General features: G+C 71.3%; 18 protein-coding genes. 7 read left to right on the forward strand and 11 right to left on the reverse strand.

Translation table 11 applies throughout. The features are described from left to right. Positions 1-23: 23 nt before the first annotated feature. The 4 genes from ASG94_RS22240 to ASG94_RS18015 all read right to left on the reverse strand — a co-directional run bounded on the left by ASG94_RS22240 (position 24) and on the right by ASG94_RS18015 (position 2,752). Entirely contained in the window at positions 24-170 is a 147-nt protein-coding gene (locus ASG94_RS22240) for a hypothetical protein (protein WP_200958186.1), read from the reverse strand. A gap of 205 nt (positions 171-375) precedes the next feature. Continuing rightward, entirely contained in the window at positions 376-1,014 is a 639-nt protein-coding gene (locus ASG94_RS18005; protein ID WP_056927861.1) for an HIT family protein, read from the reverse strand. A gap of 31 nt (positions 1,015-1,045) precedes the next feature. Continuing rightward, positions 1,046-1,528 carry a pyridoxamine 5'-phosphate oxidase family protein gene (locus tag ASG94_RS18010; RefSeq protein ID WP_056927862.1) on the reverse strand — a complete coding sequence of 161 codons (483 nt, stop codon included), beginning with the start codon at positions 1,526-1,528 and terminating at the stop codon, positions 1,046-1,048. Between the two features lie 12 nt (positions 1,529-1,540). Further along, positions 1,541-2,752 carry a benzoate/H(+) symporter BenE family transporter gene (locus ASG94_RS18015; protein WP_056927863.1) on the reverse strand — a complete coding sequence of 404 codons (1,212 nt, stop codon included), beginning with the start codon at positions 2,750-2,752 and terminating at the stop codon, positions 1,541-1,543. Between the two features lie 115 nt (positions 2,753-2,867). Here ASG94_RS18015 and ASG94_RS18020 point away from each other — a divergent pair, with 115 nt between their 5' ends. Continuing rightward, entirely contained in the window at positions 2,868-5,234 is a 2,367-nt protein-coding gene (locus ASG94_RS18020; RefSeq protein WP_056927864.1) for an ATP-binding cassette domain-containing protein, read from the forward strand. Positions 5,235-5,246: 12 nt separating this feature from the next. On the opposite strand, the gene ASG94_RS18025 is transcribed toward ASG94_RS18020, so the two are convergent. Further along, positions 5,247-6,095 carry a DNA-formamidopyrimidine glycosylase family protein gene (locus tag ASG94_RS18025; RefSeq protein WP_056927865.1) on the reverse strand — a complete coding sequence of 283 codons (849 nt, stop codon included), beginning with the start codon at positions 6,093-6,095 and terminating at the stop codon, positions 5,247-5,249. Positions 6,096-6,179: 84 nt separating this feature from the next. Here ASG94_RS18025 and ASG94_RS18030 point away from each other — a divergent pair, with 84 nt between their 5' ends. Further along, positions 6,180-6,542 carry a DNA polymerase ligase N-terminal domain-containing protein gene (locus ASG94_RS18030; RefSeq protein WP_082624330.1) on the forward strand — a complete coding sequence of 121 codons (363 nt, stop codon included), beginning with the start codon at positions 6,180-6,182 and terminating at the stop codon, positions 6,540-6,542. Between the two features lie 34 nt (positions 6,543-6,576). Beyond that, positions 6,577-7,038 carry a VanZ family protein gene (locus ASG94_RS18035; RefSeq protein WP_056927867.1) on the forward strand — a complete coding sequence of 154 codons (462 nt, stop codon included), beginning with the start codon at positions 6,577-6,579 and terminating at the stop codon, positions 7,036-7,038. Here ASG94_RS18035 and helR read toward each other — a convergent pair. From helR to ASG94_RS18055, 4 genes are all read right to left on the reverse strand, one after another. Beyond that, positions 7,025-9,166, reverse strand: a complete 2,142-nt coding sequence (gene helR, locus ASG94_RS18040) for an RNA polymerase recycling motor ATPase HelR (protein WP_056927983.1) — start codon at positions 9,164-9,166, stop codon at positions 7,025-7,027. The two genes, ASG94_RS18035 and helR, sit on opposite strands and share 14 nt — an antisense overlap. Positions 9,167-9,287: 121 nt before the next feature. Continuing rightward, positions 9,288-10,097 carry a carbohydrate ABC transporter permease gene (locus tag ASG94_RS18045; RefSeq protein WP_056927868.1) on the reverse strand — a complete coding sequence of 270 codons (810 nt, stop codon included), beginning with the start codon at positions 10,095-10,097 and terminating at the stop codon, positions 9,288-9,290. A 1-nt stretch (position 10,098) separates the two neighbouring features. Beyond that, complete coding sequence (locus ASG94_RS18050) at positions 10,099-11,013, reverse strand: carbohydrate ABC transporter permease (RefSeq protein ID WP_082624332.1); 915 nt, start codon at positions 11,011-11,013, stop codon at positions 10,099-10,101. Then, entirely contained in the window at positions 11,010-12,302 is a 1,293-nt protein-coding gene (locus ASG94_RS18055; RefSeq protein WP_235537322.1) for an ABC transporter substrate-binding protein, read from the reverse strand. Before ASG94_RS18055 ends, ASG94_RS18050 begins: the two co-directional genes overlap by 4 nt. A 230-nt stretch (positions 12,303-12,532) precedes the next feature. Between ASG94_RS18055 and ASG94_RS18060 the strand changes: the two genes are divergently transcribed. The 3 genes from ASG94_RS18060 to ASG94_RS18070 are packed head-to-tail and all read left to right on the forward strand — an operon-like array spanning position 12,533 to position 14,903. Further along, positions 12,533-13,144, forward strand: a complete 612-nt coding sequence (locus tag ASG94_RS18060) for a GNAT family N-acetyltransferase (RefSeq protein WP_056927869.1) — start codon at positions 12,533-12,535, stop codon at positions 13,142-13,144. After that, positions 13,110-13,700 (forward strand): GAP family protein, encoded by a 591-nt coding sequence (locus ASG94_RS18065; RefSeq protein ID WP_056927870.1) that lies wholly within the window; start codon positions 13,110-13,112, stop codon positions 13,698-13,700. Before ASG94_RS18060 ends, ASG94_RS18065 begins: the two co-directional genes overlap by 35 nt. Positions 13,701-13,733: 33 nt before the next feature. Further along, positions 13,734-14,903, forward strand: coding sequence for an AI-2E family transporter (locus tag ASG94_RS18070; protein ID WP_082624334.1), 1,170 nt, complete (start codon positions 13,734-13,736; stop codon positions 14,901-14,903). Positions 14,904-14,999: 96 nt separating this feature from the next. On the opposite strand, the gene ASG94_RS18075 is transcribed toward ASG94_RS18070, so the two are convergent. Continuing rightward, a complete protein-coding gene (locus tag ASG94_RS18075) occupies positions 15,000-15,524 on the reverse strand; it encodes an SRPBCC domain-containing protein (RefSeq protein WP_056927872.1) in 525 nt (174 codons plus the stop codon). Next, the gene (locus tag ASG94_RS18080) at positions 15,521-15,838 is read right to left on the reverse strand and encodes an ArsR/SmtB family transcription factor (RefSeq protein WP_056927986.1); all 318 of its coding nucleotides are present in this window, start codon (positions 15,836-15,838) and stop codon (positions 15,521-15,523) included. The genes ASG94_RS18075 and ASG94_RS18080 overlap by 4 nt, the downstream gene beginning before the upstream one ends. Before the next feature lie 126 nt (positions 15,839-15,964). Between ASG94_RS18080 and ASG94_RS18085 the strand changes: the two genes are divergently transcribed. Beyond that, positions 15,965-16,150, forward strand: coding sequence for a hypothetical protein (locus ASG94_RS18085; RefSeq protein ID WP_056927873.1), 186 nt, complete (start codon positions 15,965-15,967; stop codon positions 16,148-16,150). The last annotated feature ends 46 nt before the right edge of the window (positions 16,151-16,196 follow it).

The raw sequence follows: 16,196 nt of genomic DNA on the forward strand, positions 1-16,196 counted from the left end.
CCGCGTCGTCCGGTCCGGGGGCGTCAGCGACGAGCGCCGGCGAGCACCCGGCCCTGGACGCAGCTGCAGGCGTCCGAGCAGGGCAGGTAGCTGTGCGCGGCGTGGCCGCACCCCGTGCACGGCATGTCGTGCGAGAGGTGCGTTCCGCTGGTGTCGACGGTGTCCCACATGGTGCTGCTCCTGGCTGAGGTTGCTGACGTGTCATCACCGTGACACGCGAAGCGCGGCGTCCTGACGCGATCAGCGTGCGAACACGCCGTATGCGGTATGAAGATGACCCGTTCGGGTCATCGGGAGTGGTCACACCGGGTGGCGAGACCTCCCACCTGCGCGGAGGCCGCCCGGCGGCTCCTGATACCCGTCCTGCGGCCCGGCTCAGGACCAGGACGGTCCGGTTCCGCCCAGCCGCTCGACGAGCCGTGCCCCGACGTGGGCACCGTGCGCGCGGTGCACCTCGAGCGGGACGGCGGGCAGGTTCTCCTCCCAGTCCAGGAGCGGTGAGCCCCGCAGCTGGAGCATCCGCGCGGGGCGACCCATGAGGAGGAGGTGGAGGTGCGCTCCTCCGTCGCCGTACTTGGCCACCTGGGCGCGGCCGACGCCGGGCAGCGACTCGATCGCGGCGGAGAGCGCGACGACCAGTCGACCCATCTCGCCGGCGAGCTCGTCGGGGAGGTCCGTCAGGTCGTGGTGCGCGCGGGGGAGCAGGGTCACCGCGACCGGGAGCCGCATCCTGGTGTCGAGGAGGGCCACCCAGCGCTCGTTGCTCCACAGGGTCCGCTCCGGGTCATCCCCGCCCGACCCGGCGCACCAGCACTCGCCGGGGTCCTCACCGCGGCGCGGCGGCTCCGCGTCGGCGAGCGGGTGCAACGGCTTGACCCGCAACGAGTCGATCTCGAACGGGAAGATGTCCCATCCCGGCATCTCGCTGACGGCGACGGGCAGCCTGCCCTCGTCGTCGGTCGCCGCGGCGACGCGGGCGTGGAACTCCTCGGGTGTCTCCAGGTGGTCGGTCACCCGGGTATCACAGCGTGACCGTGCTTGAGCGTCACAGGGTGACCGTGTCGTTGTCGCCGAGGTCGGGCTCGGCGTCCGACACCAGGCCCTTGACCAGGCCGACGGCCATCGCGACCTTCCCGGGCGACTCCCAGTACTCCGCGGTCACGCCGCTGACCTCGAGCAGCACGTTGTCCGCATCGTCCGGGCCACCGGACATGAAGATGCCCGCCGAGGCGTCCCAGAGCTCGCGGAGCTTGTCGCGGTCCTCGTTGACGCGCGCGGTGCCGCTGAGCGAGACCCACCCGGACTTGCTCGAGTAGGAGACGTTGACCCGAGGGTCGGCGGTGAGGGCGTGCACCTTGTGGGTGTGCCGCTCGGTGAGGAACCAGACCGTCGAGGGGTGCTCGAAGTCCTGGGTCCCCATGGGCAGGGACACCAGGTCGCCCTCGGGGGAGAGATGGGTCAGCACCGCGATCCGGGTGTCGCGCATGATCTCGGTGACGGTGGCGAGCTGGTCGTCGTGGGTGGTCATGACCCGACCCTGTCACCCGGGTCGGGGGGCCGCCTCACCCCGAGGAGGCGTGATCACGCGCTGGCCTCCGGCCGTCGTGACGGCGAGCACCAACCCGCCGACCACCAGGGCCCAGAACGCGGGGCTCACCCCGGCGAAGGAGAGCCCGGACGCTGCGACCAGGAAGGTCACCGCGCCCGCCTCGCGGTGCCGCGGCTGCGCCAGGGCCGAGGTCGCCGCGGCGGCGAAGGTGCCGATGAGCGCGACGCCGGCGACGGCAGTGAGGACGCCGTCCGGGGCGGCCTCACTGAGCGAGGTCACCAGGACGGACAGGGGTGCCAGGCACAGGTACGACGCCCCGCAGGCCACGCCGGCGATCCACCGCCGGTCTCGGTCGGGACCGGCCTCGGGCCCGGCGGCCAGGGCCGCGGAGATGGCGGCCAGGTTGATGCTGTAGCCGCCCGCCGGTGCGGTAGCGACCGTGGCGACCCCCGCCCACCCGAGCGCCTGGCGCAGCGGGGCGCGGTAGCCGAAGGAGTCCAGCACGGCGACACCCGGGATGTTCTGCCCGGTCATGGTGACCAGGTAGAGCGGCACGCCCAGCGCGACCACCGCGCCCGCGTCCAGCACCGGGCTGGTCCACGTCAGGGTGGGGAGCAGCGAGCCCTCCGGCAGCGGGCGACCGGCCACGGCGACGACCACACCGGCCGCGACGAGCGCGCCGGGAACGGCCCAGCGCCGCGCCACGCGCAGCAGGACCAGCCAGGTCAGCAGGACGGGAGCGATCGCTGCCGGGTCGTCGGCCAGGGCCCGGAACGGGGCCACGCACAGGGTCAGCAGCACCCCCGCGAGCATGCCGCTGGCGATGGCCGGCGGGATCCTGCCGACCCAGGTCCCGAGCGGCTTCACGACCGCCGTGAGCAGGTAGAGCGCCCCGGCGAACCCGAAGGCGCCGACGGCACCGCCCCATCCCGCGGCCGGCACGGCGGCACCGGCCAGCAGCGCGGCGCCCGGGGTCGACCACGCCATCGTCACCGGGATCCGGTGGCGCAGCGACAGGACCACGCAGCCGAGACCCATGGTGACCGAGAGGACCGCGAGGCCCGACGCGGCCTGCTGCGGCGACGCACCCACGGCGGTCAGGCCCGTGAGGAGCACCGCGAAGGAGGACGTGAACCCGACGAGCGCGGTCACGACTCCGGCCACGACGGCGTGCGACGTGCCGCCACCGTGCGTCGTACCCATGCGTGGAGGGTAGGGGTCCGGGAGAACGAGGACGCGGGGTGTCCGCGGGTTCTGGTTGGATCGACCCACACGTGAGGGCGACCGCGGGGGCGGTCCTACGGAGGGACGGACGGACATGGCCACGACCGGGGCGCACGCAGCAGACAGCCACGACCTGATCCGCGTGCAGGGCGCGCGGGAGAACAACCTCAAGGACGTCAGCGTCGAGCTGCCCAAGCGGCGCCTGACGGTCTTCACCGGCGTCTCCGGCTCGGGCAAGAGCTCGCTGGTCTTCGCGACCATCGCGGCCGAGTCCCAGCGGATGATCAACGAGACCTACAGCGCGTTCGTGCAGGGCTTCATGCCCAGTCTCGCCAGGCCCGAGGTGGACTTCCTCGAGGGGCTGACCACCGCGATCATCGTCGACCAGGAGCGGATGGGCGCCAACCCGCGCTCGACGGTCGGCACCGCCACCGACGCCAACGCGATGCTGCGCATCCTCTTCAGCCGCCTCGGCACCCCCCACGTCGGCCCGCCGACGGCCTTCTCCTTCAACGTGCCCACGCGCCGGGCCGGCGGCGTGATGAGCACGGAGAAGGCCGGTCGCACCGAGAAGAAGGTGGTCAAGGACGCCGTCTACCTCGGCGGGATGTGCCCACGCTGCGAGGGCATGGGCAACGTCAGCGACATCGACCTGACCGCGCTGTACGACGAGTCGAAGTCGCTCAGCGAGGGGGCTCTGACGATCCCGGGCTACTCGATGGACGGGTGGTACGGCCGGCTCTTCGAGGGCGTCGGACTGCCGATGGACAAGCCGATCTCCTCGTTCACCACAAAGCAGCTCGACACGATGCTCTACGCCGAGCCGACCAAGATCAAGGTGGAGGGCATCAACCTCACCTTCGACGGCATCATCCCCAAGATCCAGAAGTCGATGCTGTCCAAGGACCCCGAGGCGATGCAGCCGCACGTGCGCCGCTTCGTCGAGCGCGCGGTGACCTTCCAGACCTGCCCCGAGTGCGACGGGACCCGCCTCACCCGCGAGGCGCTCTCGTCGAAGGTCGAGGGCAAGAACATCGCCGAGCTCTGCCAGATGCAGATCAGCGACCTCGCCGACTGGGTCCGTGGGCTCGAGGAGCCGTCGGTCGCCCCGCTCCTCAGGGGCCTGCAGCACCTGCTCGACTCGTTCACCGAGATCGGCCTCGGCTACCTCTCGCTGGACCGGCCCGCGGGCACCCTCTCCGGGGGAGAGGCCCAGCGCACCAAGATGATCCGGCACCTCGGGTCGTCGCTCACTGACGTCACCTACGTCTTCGACGAGCCCACGATCGGGCTGCACCCCCACGACATCGAGCGGATGAACCAGCTCCTCCTGCAGCTGCGCGACAAGGGCAACACCGTGCTCGTCGTGGAGCACAAGCCGGAGACGATCGCCATCGCCGACCACGTCGTCGACCTCGGTCCCGCCGCCGGCACGGCGGGCGGTGAGGTCTGCTTCGAGGGCACCGTCGAGGACCTGCGAGGCAGCGACACCGTCACCGGCCGCCACCTCGACGACCGGGCGACGCTCAAGGAAGAGCCACGCACCCCGTCCGGGCAGCTCTCCGTCGAGGGCGCCTCGACCCACAACCTCAAGCACGTCAGCGTCGACATCCCTCTCGGCGTGCTCTGCGTGGTCACCGGGGTGGCCGGCTCGGGCAAGAGCTCCCTGATCCACGGCTCGGTGGCCGGCCGCGACGGGGTGGTGGTCGTCGACCAGGGCGCCATCAAGGGCTCGCGCCGCAGCAACCCCGCGACGTACACCGGACTGCTCGAGCCGATCCGCAAGGCCTTCGCCAAGGCCAACGGGGTCAAGCCGGCACTCTTCAGCTCCAACTCCGAGGGCGCCTGCCCGACCTGCAACGGCGCCGGGGTGATCTTCACCGAGCTCGGGGTGATGGCCACGGTCGAGTCGCCCTGCGAGGAGTGCGAGGGGCGGCGGTTCCAGGCCTCCGTGCTGGAGTACACCTTCGGCGGCAAGGACATCGCCGAGGTGCTCGCCATGTCGGTCACCGAGGCGGAGCAGTTCTTCGCCGACGGCGAGGCGAGGACCCCGGCGGCGCACAAGGTCCTCGACCGGCTCCGTGACGTCGGGCTCGGCTACCTCAGCCTGGGACAGCCGCTCACGACCCTGTCCGGGGGCGAGCGCCAGCGCCTCAAGCTGGCCACCCAGATGGCCGAGAAGGGCGACGTCTACATCCTCGACGAGCCCACGACGGGGCTCCACCTCGCCGACGTGGCCAACCTGCTCGGTCTCCTCGACCGGTTGGTGGAGTCGGGCAGGTCGGTCATCGTCATCGAGCACCACCAGGCGGTGATGGCGCACGCCGACTGGGTCATCGACCTGGGACCCGGCGCCGGGCACGACGGGGGCAACGTGGTCTTCGAGGGCACTCCTGCGGCGCTGGTGGCCGACGGGTCCACGCTCACGGGCCAGCACCTCGCGACGTACGTCGGGGCCTGACGCGGCGGACGGTCAGGCCACGCCGAGGGAGCGCCGCCGGGCCTCGGGGCCAGGGCCGGGCTGGCAGCGGGGACACCACCACGTACGCCGGTTGCCGGCGTCGCCGGGCACCTCGGCGACGACCCGGACGGCCGTGCCGCAGCGCAGGCACCCTCGGCGCTGACGGCCCGTCACCCAGTGGTCCGTCCCGGGCCACATCGACCCGGTCGTCACCTGGTAGGCCTGAGGCACGGTCGCGGAGTGGTGCAGCATCGTCGCCGCCCGGTCCACCAGCCGCACGACGTCGACGTCGCCGATCGGCGTCCAGGGGCTGACCCCCGTCAGGAACGCCAGCTCGTTGGCCCAGAGGTTGCCGAGCCCGGCCATCAGCCGCTGGTCGAGCAGGGCGCTGACGAGAGGGAGCGCGGGGTCGGCGGACAGGCGACGGACGGCCTCGGCGGCGTCCCAGTCCGCGCGCAGCGGGTCCGGCCCGAGGTGGCCGACGAGGAGGTGCTCGTCCGTGGTGGGCACGAGGTCGAGGTCGTGCAGCTTGATCCCGTGGGTCGTCCGTCCGTCGTCGAGCGCCAGCACCAGCCGGACGTCGCCCTGGACCCGCGCGGGCAGACGCTTGCCCGGTCCGGTCGTCGTCCACGAGCCGTCCATGCGCAGGTGGCTGTGCAGGGTCGCCGGGGGAGAGCCGTCCAGCGCGGCGAGCCGGGTCAGCAGGTGCTTGCCGTGGGTGTCGTGCCCCACGACGGTCCGTCCCGAGACGTCGCGCGTCGCGAGCCGCGGCACCCGGAAGTCCGAGCGCACGACCCTGCGGCCCACCAGCTGCCGGTCCAGGCGCCGGGCGAGCTTCCAGACGCTGTCTCCCTCGGGCACGCGCCCATCCTGCCCGTCCGCTGGTCACGCCCTGTCACGCCCAGTCGAGCCATGTCGGGCCGGTCGCGTGGCAGGGTCGGGGCCATGACAGGGGAGAGGCGCTTCGTGCTCCACGACCACCGGCGGCCGCGGCCGCACTTCGACCTGCGGCTCGAGGAGGGCGGGGTGCTGCGCAGCTGGGCGGTGCCCAGGGGCCTGCCCGAGGACAGCGGACACGACCGGCTGGCCATCGCGGTCGACGACCACGGCCTCGACCACGTCGACTTCACCGACGAGCACAAGTCCATCGCCGACGACGGGACCTGGGAGGAGCACGACCGCACCGAGAGGCGGCTGCTGTTCTCGCTGCACGGACGCGACGGCGTACGCCGCTACGCGCTCATCCACACCGGCGGCGACCAGTGGCTGCTCCACCTCACCCGTGAGCAGCCCCGGGAGGACCGCTGACCGGGCGGCTGGGTGGCACCGGGAGGATGGGGGAGTGTTCCACCGCCATCCCTTCCTGAGCCTGCTCACCTTCGCCTACCTCGGCTTCGTGGGGCTGGTGACCCTGACCCCGGCGTCCGAGCAGCCGGACTACTCGGCGCTGGCCGCGCGCGTGATCGCGCGGCTGGAGAGGTACCCCGACCTCGATCCGCTCACCGTGCGGCTCAGCGTGGAGCGGGTGGAGTTCCTGGCCAACATCGCGCTCTTCGTGCCGGTCGGTGTCTTCGTGCTGCTGCTGTTCGGCTCCCGCCTGTGGTGGCTGGCTGTGGCGGGCAGCGTCGCGCTCACCGCGGCGATCGAGACCGCCCAGCGCTCGGTGCCGGGCCGGGTCTCGGACCCGCGAGACGTCGTGGCCAACTCGATCGGCGCCCTGATCGGTGTGGTCCTCGCCATGGTGCTGACCCTGCCCGGCACGCTGCGCCGCCGGCGCTCACGCAGGTCCCTCACCCACGCGTGAGCACGACGAGGCGCTCGGTGGCGCGGGTCATCGCGACGTAGCGGTCGACGGCCCCCTCGATGCCGGTCCCGAACGACGCCGGGTCGACCAGCACGACCAGGTCGAACTCCAGGCCCTTCGCGAGCACGGGGGAGAGGGACCGGACCCGCGCGGGGGCCCGGTACGACGGGTGGCCGATGACGCAGGCGGTGCCCTCGGCGTGGGTGGCGAGCCACTCCTCGAGGACCCGCTCCAGCTCCGCCACCGGGCCGTGCGTGACCGGCACCCCGGAGCGCCGGACCGAGGTGGGCACGTTGGCGTCGGGCAGCGCGACACGGATGACCGGCTCGGCCTCGGCCATCACCTCGGCCGGGGTGCGGTAGTTGACGTCGAGCGTCGAGATCGAGACGTCGGCCAGCCCCGCGCGCTCGAGCCGCTCCTGCCACGACTCGGTGAAGCCGTGCCGCGCCTGGGCCCGGTCACCCACGACGGTGAAGCTGCGCGACGGGCAGCGGCGCAGCAGCATCTGCCACTCGGCGTCGGTGAGCTCCTGGGCCTCGTCCACGACGACGTGGGCGAAGGGACCCGCCAGCAGGTCCGGGTCGGCGGCGGGCTGTGCGGCCTCGTCCACGATGATCGACTGCGCGTCCGACACGCGCAGCATCGACATCACCCGCATCTCCGAGTCGTCGGTGGCGACGAGGTGGTCGACCACGTCGGCCATCTGCTCACGCTCTGCGGCGAGGGCCGCGTCCCGCCGGCGTCGCCGCCGTGATTCCTCGGGGTCGCCCAGGCGCAGGCGAGCGGCGTCCAGGAGCGGGAGGTCGGCGACGGTCCACGCCTGCGGGTCCGCGCGCTGGAGCGATCGCACCTGGTCGGGCTCGAGCCAGGGGGCGCACATCCTCAGGTAGGCCGGCACCGACCACAGGTCGCCGACGAGGTCGGTCGGCTCGATGAGCGGCCACGCACGGTGGAAGGTGTCGGTGAGCTCCGGGTGCTGGGCCAGAGTGCGGCGCAGCGCGCGCACCGGGACCTCGTCGTCGACCTTGTCGAGGAGGATCTCCATCAGCGACTCCCACACCTCGTCACGGGCCTCGTTGTGCGGCGTACCGGGATCGGGGGACTCGAACGCCTCCCGCCACTCGCTCGCGGAGAGCCAGAGGTCGGCCCAGGGCGTGTCGACCTCCAGGCCCTCGGTGGGCGGCTCCTCGTACAACCGCACGGCCGGCTCGACGGCCGCCACCATCGCGGCACCGGCCTTCAGCCGGGCCACCTCCGGATCGGCCTCATCGCCGGCGGTGGCGCCCTCGGGGACGAGGTCGCGGACCGTGCAGGTCTGCACGCCCTCCTCGCCGAGGCTCGGCAGCACGTCGGCGACGTAGGCGAGGTAGGGCTGGTGCGGTCCCACGACGAGGATGCCCCCGCGTCCGGCGCCCAGGCGGGGGTCGGCGTGCAGGAGGTACGCCGCACGGTGCAGGGCGACGACCGTCTTGCCGGTGCCCGGACCCCCGTCGACGACGAGCGCACCGCGGGACGAGGCGCGGATCACGGCGTCCTGGTCGGCCGCGATGGTGCCGAGCACGTCGCGCATCCGCGGCGAACGGCTGGCGCCCAGGCTGGCGATGAACGCCGACTGGTCGTCGAGGGCGGCGTGCCCCTCCAGCCCGTCGGCGGAGAAGACCTCGTCCCAGTAGTCGCTGACCCGCCCGCGCGTCCACCGGTAGCGGCGTCGGCTGGCCAGGCCGTGCGGACGGGCGTGGGTGGCGGCGAAGAACGGCTCGGCGGCGGGGGAGCGCCAGTCGACGAGCAGCCGCGACCCGGCGTCGGTGAGGCCGAGGCGCCCGACGTACACCGGGTCGCTGCCGTCGGCAGGGACCATCCTGCCCAGGCACAGGTCGAGGCTGAATCGGCGCAGCAGGCGCAGGCGGGCGGTGAGCCGGTGCACCTCGAGGTCGCGGTCCATCGCGGCCTGTCCGGTGCCGCCGGGTGCGCGGCGGGCCTCGTCGAGCCGTCGGGTGAGGTCGGCGACCGAGTGCTCGAGGCTCGCCGCCAGCGCGGCGAAGTGGCGTTCGTCGGGGCCGATCAGCGCGGGATCGGCCTTGGCGGGGTGGGAGGCCAGGGCGAAGACATCGGTGGTCACAGGGGTCACGGGCATCGGCTCCGGAGCGGGTGGCGAGGGGCTGGAGCCGGGATTCTGGGCCACGACCGGGGTCTTGCGGCAAGCCCCCGGGTCAGCTATACGTTGAGAACGAGGGGGCAGGACCCGCGCCTCAGCGCGCGGACCCCGCGGTCAGGCCGGCGACGAAGTAGCGCTGCAGGAACACGTAGATGATGACCAACGGCGCGGACGCCACCAGCACCCCGGTGAAGAGCACGGGGTAGTCGGTGAGGAACTCGCCCTTGAACCCGAGCAGCACCAGCGGCAGCGTGCGCTTGTCCGGCGTGGAGATGAACAGCAGCGGGTAGAGCAGGTCGTTCCAGGTGATCACGAACAGGAAGATCGCGGCCGCGGCGAGCGAGGGCCGCGACAGCGGCAGCACGACGCTGCGGTAGGTCCGCCACGGTCCCGCGCCGTCCATGCTGGCGGCCTCGAACAGCTCGCCGGGCAGGGTGCGCATGAAGCCGGTGAGGATGAAGACCGCCACCGGCAGGCTGACGACCACCTCGGCGACGACCAGTCCGGTCAGGCTGTTGAGCAGCCCGAGCTGCCGGAACAGGACGTACTGCGGGACGATCGCGGTCTGGGCCGGCACGGCCATCCCCAGGACGAGGAAGCCGAACACCAGCCACCCCCAGCGTCCCCGGATCCGGGCCAGCCCGAAGGCCGCCAGGCTGGCCACGAAGAGCGAGACGAGCACCGCGGCGAGGGTGACGATGACGCTGTTGAGGAACGCGGTGCCCATGGACTGGGTCGAGAAGACCCGGTCGAGGTTCGCCAGCGTGGGGGAGGTGGGCAACCCGAGGGGGGAGTCGACCAGCTCGCTGCGCGTCTTGAACGCGCCGGTGACCACGACGAGCAGGGGGACCACGATGATGAGCGTGTAGACGGCCAGGACCGTGCGGCGGGCGAGCTGGGTCACGTCAGACCTCCTGCTGGGAGAGTCGCAGGGCACGCCGCTGCATCACCGTGACGGCCGCGATGATGATCATGAAGATGATCGACTGGGCGGCGGCGTAGCCGAACTCCGAGTCCGAGTACGTCGTGTAGATGCGCGTCGAGAGGATGTCCAGGGATGCCGACGGCGGGTTGCCCGACAGGCCCAGGATGAGGTCGAAGGCCTTGAACGACTGGATGGTCGTGTAGGAGACCACGATCGTCGTGGCCGGCGCGATGAGCGGCCAGGTGATGTGCCGGAAGCGGGTCCACGTGCCGGCGCCGTCCAGCTCCGCCGCCTCGTAGAGCTCGGCCGGGATCTGCTGCAGTCCCGCGATGAAGATGATCATCAGCTGCCCGATGTGCGCCCAGGCCTGCACCAGCCCGACGTACACGATCGCCATGCCGGGCTCGCCGAGGTAGCTGCTGCGCATCGAGTCCAGACCGATGGCCGACCAGCCCTGGTTGAGGAGTCCGTCGCCCGGCTCGTACATGAACGACCACACGAACGCGACCGACACCGACGAGAGGATCGCCGGCACGAAGAAGAGCGCCCGCAGGAACGTCGAGGGTCGGGTGTTGCGCACCAGCAGCACCGCGAGGAGCAGCGACATCAGGGTCTGCACGACCACGACCGTGAGCAGGAACCACAGGTTGTTGGTGAGCGCGTTGGTGAACAGCGAGTCGTCCCCGAGCACCCGGGTGAGGTTGTCGAGGCCGACGGTCTCGTACGTCGCGCTGACGCCGTCCCAGTCGGTGGTCGCGTACTGGAAGGACTGCAGCACCGGCAGTGCGAAGAAGTAGCCGTACAGCGCCACCGCGGGGACGACGAACAGCAGGTACGGCAGGTCGCGACGCAGCCCCGCCCGCCACGAGGAGGCGGAACGCGGAGGGCGGCTCATCCGATCTGCTGGTCGACGATCGCCTGGGCCTCTTCGGCAGCCTGCTCGGGGCTGGTCCCACGCACGACGGCCACGGTCGACTGGTCCACCGCCGCCTGCACGTCGAGGTCGAGGAGCTGGAACCGGGGCGCGAGCAACGTGTCGGCGGTGAGCCAGCGCTCGAGCTGCTTGAGGTCGGCGTTGCCGTAGGTGACGCCCTCGACGCCCACGTGCTGGGCGGTGGCGTCGGCGTAGACCGAGGCGTTCTCCGGCTGGCTGAGGAAGTCGACCCACGCCACGGCGGCGTCCTGGTTCTCCGAGGCCGAGTTGACCCCGAGCAGGAACGTCGCGTTGTGCACGCCGACGTAACGGGCCTCGTCGGCGGCCACGGTGACCGGGGGAGCGAGGTCCACCGGGAACTTCGCACCCGCGGCGCGCGCCGGGGCGATGGCGTAGGAGCCGCTCGCGATGATGGCCACGTCGCCCTTCGCGAACCGCTGCAGCAGCGTGTCGTGCAGGGTGCCGGTGACGCCCTCCTGCATGTACGGCGCCAGCTCGGCGTACTGGCCCAGGGTCTTGAGGAACCAGTCGTCGGTCAGCTTGAGCTCGCCGGCGCCGACCTGGGTGAACATGTCGTCGCTGGGCGCGTTGTTCATCACCATCGTGTTGACGAGCTGTCCCAGGTTGCCGGTGTCGCCACCGGGCCAGCCGAACGGCACGACGCCGGTGCCCTTGAGCGCGTCGAGCATGGCGAGGTAGCCGTCCCAATCCGTCGGGACCTCGCTGACACCGGCCTTGTCGAGCAGGTCGAGGTTGACGACCGGGTCGAGGAAGACCACCTGGTACGGCACGGCCAGCTGGATGTCGTCCGCGCGGCCGATGGCGGCGAGCTCGTCCGGGTAGTTGCCGACGAGGTCGAGGTCGCCCAGGTCGGCGTACACGCCCGCGTCGGCGAACGCGTTGAACTGGGCGCCGCGGAAGGTCGGGAAGGCGTCGCCGGTGTCGCCGCTGCGCAACCGCTGCAGCGCGCTGGCCTGGTAGTCGGCCGAGGGCGCGATGTCCTGGGTCACCGAGATGTCGGGGTAGGTCTTGGCGAAGGTGGTCAGCAGGTCGTCGAACACCTGCTGGTCCTCGGCGCGCCAGTGGGAGAAGATCATCGAGCCCGACGCATCGGAACTGAGGGCGGCCGCCGTGGTCTGGCGGCCCGACTCCTGGCTGCCGGGACCGGCGCACCCCGCCAGGGACGCCGCGCCGGCGGCGCCGAGCAGCTGGAGGAAGTGGCGACGACGGATGCTGGTCAGGTGGGACACGGTGTCTCCTGGATTCGGGGTCTGGGAATCGCGGCGACCCTAACGGGGAAAGGCCAAACCCATCAAATCCACTAGACACAGTGGAGTTCCCGAGAAGGAAGCACGTGCAGGGCGTCGTACCCAACGCGCCATCCCATAAACGGTCACACGTCCAACGGCGGCAGGCGCGCTGCCGCTTGTAGCGTGTCGACGTGCTCCCGTCCCCGACGAGAAGGCTGCGGTTCCGTGAGATGTCGCGGACCGACCTTCCTGACATCGCCACCCTCGACCTGGGCGGCTCGCGAGGTCCGCAGGGCTGGATCGAGTGGAACCTGGACAACTACGCCGAGCGCGGTTTCGGCCTCTGGGTCGTCGAGACGCACGCCGGGCAGTTCGTCGGCGACTGCGGCCTGACCATGCAGGAGGTGGAGGGGGAGTGGCTCGTCGAGGCGGGCTGGCACGTCAGCCCGTCGCTGCGCCGGCAGGGGTACGCCGCCGAGGCGGCCGGCGCCGTCCGTGCCGCGGCCGCCGGGTCGGGCCTCGAGCACCTGATCGCCATCATCCGTCCCGCCAACGTGGCGTCCCGGGGCGTGGCCGAGAAGATCGGGCTGGCGCTGGAGCGCGAGGTGCACAAGAACGGCAGCCCGGCGCTCGTCTACGGCGCCGACCTGCAGAGCGACGCAGCAGGTGCCAGCGCGCAGGGGGTCTTGCGGCAAGCCCCCGGGTCGGCTATACGTGGAGAACGGAGGGGCGGACACGATGGATCGGGTGCTTCTTCAGCTGGTGCCTCTCGCTATCGCGGCCGCCTTGAGCACCATCACGATCACCGTGACCATCTTCATCCTGATCGCCGAGAGTCGTAACCACTCCGGCTCCGCCTTCGCCGTCGGCACCGTCCTCGGCACGTTCACGGTCGTCACGATCGCGACCGTCGCCAGCCAGGCCCTGCCCGGACGTCCTCGCCAGCACGACGCCCTCGTCGAGAAGCTGCTGGTCACCGTGGGCATAGCGATGGTCCTGATGGGTGTCGTCACGTTGGTACGACGACATCGCCCGAAACCCGCCAAGCAGGCGGGCTGGATCGACGGTCTCGCGTCCGTGGGCACCATCCCCGTGCTCGGCGTGGGGCTGGCACTCAACCTCCGCCCGAAGTCGCTGCTCCTGGCCGCGGCCGCCGGGCTCGGCATCAGCGGGGCGCGGCTGAACCTCGAGGAGAACTTCGTCCTGGCCATCTTCTACACCGCGCTGGCCACGTGCACCGTCGTCGGGCCCATCGTCGCCACGATGCTGCTGCCCGAGCGACTCGTGCCTCGCCTCGTCCGGGCCAAGGGGTGGATGTCGCGTCACCACAGCACAGTCGGGGGCGTGCTGACGATCCTCGTCGGGTTGTTCGTCATCGCCCTCGGCCTCGAGACCTGAGTCGACGCATGTCGGCGGGGCTAGTGTGACGTCATGCCACAGCAGGCCGGCCGGGTTCGCTCCGCACCAGGTCCTGGCGGTGCCACCACGACGCTGCCGCGATCGATCGTCGTGCTGCTCGGCATCCTCGGCGTCGTTGCCGCGGGCATCGGGATCAAGGCGGCCGCAGGGATCATCGCGCCGTCGATGCTGGCCCTCGTGCTCGCCATCGCGGTGCTGCCGATCGGTCGATGGGCGCGCAAGCACGGCTGGCCGAGCTGGTTGGCGACGGTCACCGCCCTGGCCGCGGCGTACCTGATCCTGGTGGTGATGGTGATCGGCAGCGTCGCGTGCCTGATCAAGTTCGCCGACCTGCTCCCGTCCTACGCCACGCAGGCCGACGACCTCGTCAAGAGCGCTGAGGACGGCCTCGCGCAGCTCGACCTGAGCACGGGTGCGACCAGCGACGCGCTCTCGAAACTGGATCCGACGAAGCTCGCCGGCGTGCTGGTCGACCTGACCTCGGGGATCCTCGGTGCCCTCGGATTCCTCTTCTTCCTGGTGACCCTGTTGTTCTTCTTCGTCGCCGCGGTACCCGGCTTCGCCCCCCGCATGACGGCTTTCCGACGCACCAAGCCCGAGCTCGCGGCGGCCATGGGGACGTTCGTGAGTCGTTCCCAGACCTACCTGCTGATGACCGCACTGTTCGGCGCCATCGTCGGCGTGCTCGATGCCGGGGCACTGTGGTTGCTGGGCGTCCCGCTCCCACTGGTCTGGGGGTTCTTCTCGTTCCTCACGAACTTCATCCCCAACATCGGTTTCGTCATCGGCGTCCTTCCGCCTGCCACCTTGGCGTTGCTCGATGACGGGTGGGAGGGGGTGCTGTGGGTGGTCCTGGTCTACAGCGTCCTCAACGTCACGATCCAGACCTTCATCCAGCCGCGCATCGTCGGCAACTCGGTCGGGCTGAGCGCCGAGATCACCTTCATGTCGCTGGTCGTGTGGACATTTCTCCTCGGCGCGCTCGGCGCACTGCTGGCCGTGCCGATGACGCTGCTCACGCGGGCGTTCTTCATCGACGCCGACAGCCGGGCCTCGTGGGCGGCCGCGCTGATCGACGCAAGGGTCGAGGAGCCAGAGCCATCCCTAGGAAGCCCGAGCGGTCCGCCGGACGGGCCGGAGCCACCGCCGTCCCACAGTCCCGGACAGTTCGCCGATAACTGACATTATGTCAATCCGAGTTGGAGCGGGACGACACGGGTGTCATTCCGACCTCCCCCGTGAGCGCCTGCTCCTCCTGCTGCCGACCGGGACTCGCCGTCACCCGACCGGTGCGTCCCGGTAGTCCGGAGCCAGCTCCGACCAGCGTGCGCTCCACGCCGGCGCCGGGGCCTGGTCGGACCACCCGTCGACGTGGGCCGGACCGGCGACGGCCAGTGAACGTGCCAGGTCCTCGAGGTGTGCCTGCCACCCGGCCCCGTGGGCGGGCAACGAGTCGACCGGCAGGCCGCGCTCCTCGACGACCAGCCTGGTCCGCGACCCCTCCGCGGTGAGCCACGCCTCGACCTGGGTCTCGTCGTCCGTGCCGGGTTCCATGGTGAGCAGCAGGTGCGACGGGGCGTCGCAGGCGTCGATCCGTGCGGGCCCGCTCCACGTGCTGGTGAAGACCGCCTGGACCGTGCCGCCGGGCCGGAGGTCCCCGGAGACCTCGGCGATCCACCGGGCCAGTCGCTCCGGTGACGTGCACGAGTGCCACAGGTCGTCGATGTCGGTGTCGTGCACGTCCTCGACGCGCACGACTCCCCTGCTCTCGTCCAGCGCCCGCATCGTCCCGATGATCCTCATGACTGGGTCCTCTTCCCTCGTGCGATCTCCGTGTGCAGCGCATCGAGACGATGGCGCCACAGTGCGCGGTAGTCCTCCAGCCACTCGTCGACCTCGACGAGCGCCTCCGGTCGCAGGCTGTAGATCCTGCGCTGCGCCTCCTGCCGTACGTCCACCAGCCCGGCCTCGCGGAGCACCCGCAGGTGCCGTGACACCCCGGGCCGGGCGATCGGCAGCGCGTCGGCCAGCTCGCCGGCCGACGCCGGGTGGTCGCGCAGGATGGCGAGCACCGTACGACGACTCGGGTCAGCCAGGGCCTGGAGCACCGCATCCATGGCCATAACGTACCCGATCCGTTACGTAACTGCAAAGATACAAACGGAGGACGCCCGTTCGGGACGTTCGCCTCCTGCGCCGGGCGGTGGTCCCCGAGGAGGCTGGCCTCGGACCTGGGAGGACTCATGGGCGACAACAACGCAGGAGCTGCGGCGGGCGGCGGCGCGATCTACGGCCTCGGGATCTTCGGTGCGCTGGTCTGGTTCTGGCAGCAGGCCGACGGCTTCCTCGAGCACGTGTGGGCGATCTTCGAGGGCCTCTTCTGGCCGGCGTTCATGGTCTACCGGGCCTTCGAGGCGCTGGCGCGCTGATCCGCCGGGACCAACGACCCCCCGACCACAGTCCCCCTCCCCTGTC

Origin of the sequence: Nocardioides sp. Soil805 (assembly GCF_001429625.1) — a bacterium.
Taxonomy (GTDB): Bacteria; Actinomycetota; Actinomycetes; order Propionibacteriales; family Nocardioidaceae; genus Nocardioides.

Bases quoted from the DNA above. Each gene is read 5' to 3' on its own strand.
- ASG94_RS18060 (WP_056927869.1), top strand. From the start codon at position 12,533: ATGTCGCGGACCGACCTTCCTGACATCGCCACCCTCGACCTGGGCGGC.
- ASG94_RS22240 (WP_200958186.1), bottom strand. From the start codon at position 170: ATGTGGGACACCGTCGACACCAGCGGAACGCACCTCTCGCACGACATG.
- ASG94_RS18085 (WP_056927873.1), top strand. From the start codon at position 15,965: ATGGGCGACAACAACGCAGGAGCTGCGGCGGGCGGCGGCGCGATCTAC.
- ASG94_RS18050 (WP_082624332.1), bottom strand. From the start codon at position 11,013: ATGAGCCGCCCTCCGCGTTCCGCCTCCTCGTGGCGGGCGGGGCTGCGT.
- ASG94_RS18015 (WP_056927863.1), bottom strand. From the start codon at position 2,752: ATGGGTACGACGCACGGTGGCGGCACGTCGCACGCCGTCGTGGCCGGA.
- ASG94_RS18080 (WP_056927986.1), bottom strand. From the start codon at position 15,838: ATGGATGCGGTGCTCCAGGCCCTGGCTGACCCGAGTCGTCGTACGGTG.
- ASG94_RS18010 (WP_056927862.1), bottom strand. From the start codon at position 1,528: ATGACCACCCACGACGACCAGCTCGCCACCGTCACCGAGATCATGCGC.
- ASG94_RS18070 (WP_082624334.1), top strand. From the start codon at position 13,734: ATGCCACAGCAGGCCGGCCGGGTTCGCTCCGCACCAGGTCCTGGCGGT.
- ASG94_RS18075 (WP_056927872.1), bottom strand. From the start codon at position 15,524: ATGAGGATCATCGGGACGATGCGGGCGCTGGACGAGAGCAGGGGAGTC.
- ASG94_RS18030 (WP_082624330.1), top strand. From the start codon at position 6,180: ATGACAGGGGAGAGGCGCTTCGTGCTCCACGACCACCGGCGGCCGCGG.
- ASG94_RS18020 (WP_056927864.1), top strand. From the start codon at position 2,868: ATGGCCACGACCGGGGCGCACGCAGCAGACAGCCACGACCTGATCCGC.